Genomic DNA, 3,430 nt, shown 5'->3' with positions numbered 1-3,430 from the left:
AATAATTTGGTCAACTTCTTCAGAATATTCGATTATTGCAGTTTGAATAAGTTTTTGCATTTGCTCAATGAGTGAAATTATTCTTTTATCTAAAACTGTTTTGCTCATTTATTATTTCCCTCTGCAATCTCAATATTCATCCCGTTGGATAGTCATCCTACGGGATTCATAATTTACTTCTAAAAATATACTCGTTCTTTTGTCTATTATTTCTTATTGCACTTAACATTAGTATCCACGCCAAATATTTTATGGCGTATAACTAACCTATAGTTACCATATTTTATGGCGTGATAACTCCAGACATGGAGTTATCACGCCATTACCGTTTCTAATCAAAATTAATTTCATCCAAAGGGCTCTTAATCTTAGAGATTCCAGATTCTGTAATGTGAGTATAGATTTCTGTGGTTTTGATATTCTTATGTCCCAACAGTTTTTGAATATATCTCAAATCTTCACCTCCTTCTAATAAATGTGTAGCGAAACTGTGTCTCAATGAGTGAACACATACTTTTTTTATTATTTTCTTAACATCTTCTTTACTCAAAACAACCAGAAGTTTTCTCTCTTTATTTTTTGGAATATCAAGTTTCCCTTTAAGTCTTTTGTTCAAAGTATTAATATCATTCTCTTCATAAGGAATATGCCATGATTTTATGGAAGAAGACCAGCTTCTATCATCAATTTTTTTTATCAGAGAGTTTGTTAATTCATTATATGGAAAACTCAATATAATGCGTCTTGAACTATCAATATAAATTTTTCTCGTCCAGAACTGCATATCTCATCCTTTCCCACAAAATTTTAAACATATATTTTCGGTTGAAGATATATTTTGTCAAATTAAGCGAAATATTTTGTTCAAAAATCATCTCATTTTTTTTCAAAAGAATCACTCCATTTTGGGGAAATATTCCATCGAAAATAAACAGTATCAAATTTTATAGACTTTATCGAGATAATCTTTCATCATTCTTTTTGCAGTGAAATCTACACTGGTTTTTATCGCTTCTCTCATCATTTTAACCCATTTTGTTTTATCATCATAAAATAAGGGGATAACTTCATTTTGAAGAATACGATACAAATCTTCGGCATCGAGCACATCATTCGGATTTTCCGGATCTCCAAAAGCCCAACCGTTAATACCATTTTTGCATCCTTCATCCCACCATCCGTCCCGAATTGATAGATTCAGAACACCGTTCAGAGCAGCTTTCATGCCACTTGTTCCGCATGCTTCATTGGGTCGAAGCGGAGTATTCAGCCAAATATCTACACCGGAAGTTAGTAATTTTCCAAGCCAGATATTATAATTTTCCACAAAAGCGATCTTGATATTTCCGGGTTTTATTTTGGATATCTGCACAATTTCGCGGATCAATCTTTTGCCAATCTCATCATTGGGATGAGCTTTGCCGGAATAGATAATTTGAATTTTTCCACCTACCGATTGGATAAGCTTGTCCAAATTATTAAAAATCAATTTCGCTCTTTTGTAACCCGCCATTCTTCTGGCAAAGCCGATTGTTAGCACATCTTCAGTTAAACCTTTGCGAGTGAAAGCATTGACATAATTTAATAAATGACTTTTCTGCCTTTTGTGAGTATTAAGAATTTCTTCATCAGAGATTTGATCAATATTCAATACTGTTTCCGGTTTTTTCTTCCATTCGGGAAATTTGTCGTTATAAAGATTTTGAAATTCATTTCCGAGCCAACTGGGATGATATACGCCGTTTGTAATATAACCGATCTTGTAATTTGGAAATTGTTTTTGGGCAACCTGTCCGTGAAGCCTCGATACACCATTTGCATTTCTGCTCAGGAATAAACCAAGTTTGGACATATTCAAAACGCCATATTCTGCGATTTTATTTAGAATTCCATCTTGTGGAATTTGATTTCCGAGAAAAAATCTGCAACGGTTTAATTCAAATCTGTCATGTCCGGCTGGAACCGGAGTATGTGTAGTAAACACGCATCTTTTTCTTACTTCGGAAACGTTTCTATTATATTTCTTCAGAAGATCGAGAGTGAGGAATGCGCAATGCCCTTCGTTCAAATGAAAAACTTCGATACTATTTTGAACTCCCAGCTCCTTCAGCAGCTCCATTCCTCCAAAACCAAGAATGGCTTCCTGCAACAGCCTCATATCGTTATCTCCTCCATATAAACGATGAGTAATTTCCCTGTCTTCGTTTTTGTATTGTTCAATATCAGTATCCAAAAAATAAACAGGCACTTCAAATCCGGTTTCTCCCTTTTGGGTGAATTTCCAAATTTGAATCCAAACCTGTCTGGCTTCAATTTCTATTGAAATTTTATTTGGTAATTTTTCTAACATCGGTTCGGGATCAAAGTCTGGAAATATACCTCGCTGATTTCCGTCTTCATCAATCTGCTGCTTTATATACCCCTCTTTGTATAACAATGTTATCGCACAAAGTGGAACTTCCATGTCCGCGGCTGCTTTTACATGATCCCCAGCGAGAACTCCCAATCCCCCACAATAAGTTGGGATATTTTCCGACAATCCGATTTCAGCACTAAAATATGCAACCTTGAAATTCATAAACACCTCACTGTTTTTTGCTTTTATAATTTATATGAAAAATCGTAAATGGAAAATCCAATTTTTCATGTCAAGTATGCTCGGAACAATTTTAAAATAATTTTGGAGTAAAATGTCATCCTTTGCCTTGCAGATTCGCATTCCTTCATTATTTCTCAAGCACCTTACGGATGGTTTCTTTCCTACGGGGTTTGTTATCCGCCGGGATTTGTTATCCGCAACCTCCGTAATGGTGCGTTTATATAACGAACAAGGATGTTCGCTTTACAATTCTCCATAATGGTGCGTTTACATAACGAACAAGGATGTTCGATTTACAATTCTCCGCAATGGTGAGATTTTGGTGAATTTACTTTCAACCATTGCGAAGGTCTCCGACCATTCGCAAGGTTTTACTCAATAAAAAAAACCCCAACCTGAAATCAGATTGGGGTAAATTTTATTTTTTTTAAAATACTATTTATTAGAAATTATAGCCGAAGCCCAAGCTAAAAGCCAAGATATCCATCTGGTGTTTACCCGGCATATTGTCGGCAGTAGCCGTAGTTACATCTCTTTCTTCACCCATCAAGTATTCAATTCCAAAATCTACATTCAATTTTTCGGTTTTGTAACCGAATCCACCGGTGAAAACATTATTTGTCATAGATGGGAAAAGAATGTTAAGAGTTTCATCCGGTGCGGGAGCAGGATCGTAATAATATCCTAATCTGTATGCATATTTATCACAAGGTTTGAATTCGGCACCAAGACGAATTTGGGTGCAATCTTCCCAGTTAAGTTTCATAACACTTTCGGAAAGGTTGAAAGGAGGAACAGCCCAATCTTCATTTTTGTATTTTTGAATAAATT

General features: G+C 35.2%; 2 protein-coding genes and 1 pseudogene. All 3 read right to left on the bottom strand.

What is annotated here, in order from left to right:
* Positions 1-331 precede the first annotated feature (331 nt).
* Positions 332-520 (bottom strand): annotated as a pseudogene (locus tag U9P79_05595) (tyrosine-type recombinase/integrase).
* A 417-nt stretch (positions 521-937) separates the two neighbouring features.
* On the bottom strand, positions 938-2,578 hold the full coding sequence (gene glgP, locus U9P79_05590) for an alpha-glucan family phosphorylase (GenBank protein MEA2104096.1): 1,641 nt from the start codon (positions 2,576-2,578) through the stop codon (positions 938-940).
* Between the two features lie 463 nt (positions 2,579-3,041).
* On the bottom strand, positions 3,042-3,430 hold a 389-nt coding region (locus U9P79_05585; GenBank protein MEA2104095.1), incomplete at its 5' end, for an outer membrane protein transport protein.

The sequence above is a fragment of the Candidatus Cloacimonadota bacterium genome (assembly GCA_034661015.1).
Lineage (GTDB): Bacteria > Cloacimonadota > Cloacimonadia > JGIOTU-2 > JGIOTU-2 > JAYEKN01.
Note: the sequence above shows the minus strand (reverse complement) of the source record. Positions and strands in the feature narration are given on the sequence as shown.

Bases quoted from the DNA above. Each gene is read 5' to 3' on its own strand.
- glgP (MEA2104096.1), bottom strand. From the start codon at position 2,578: ATGAATTTCAAGGTTGCATATTTTAGTGCTGAAATCGGATTGTCGGAA.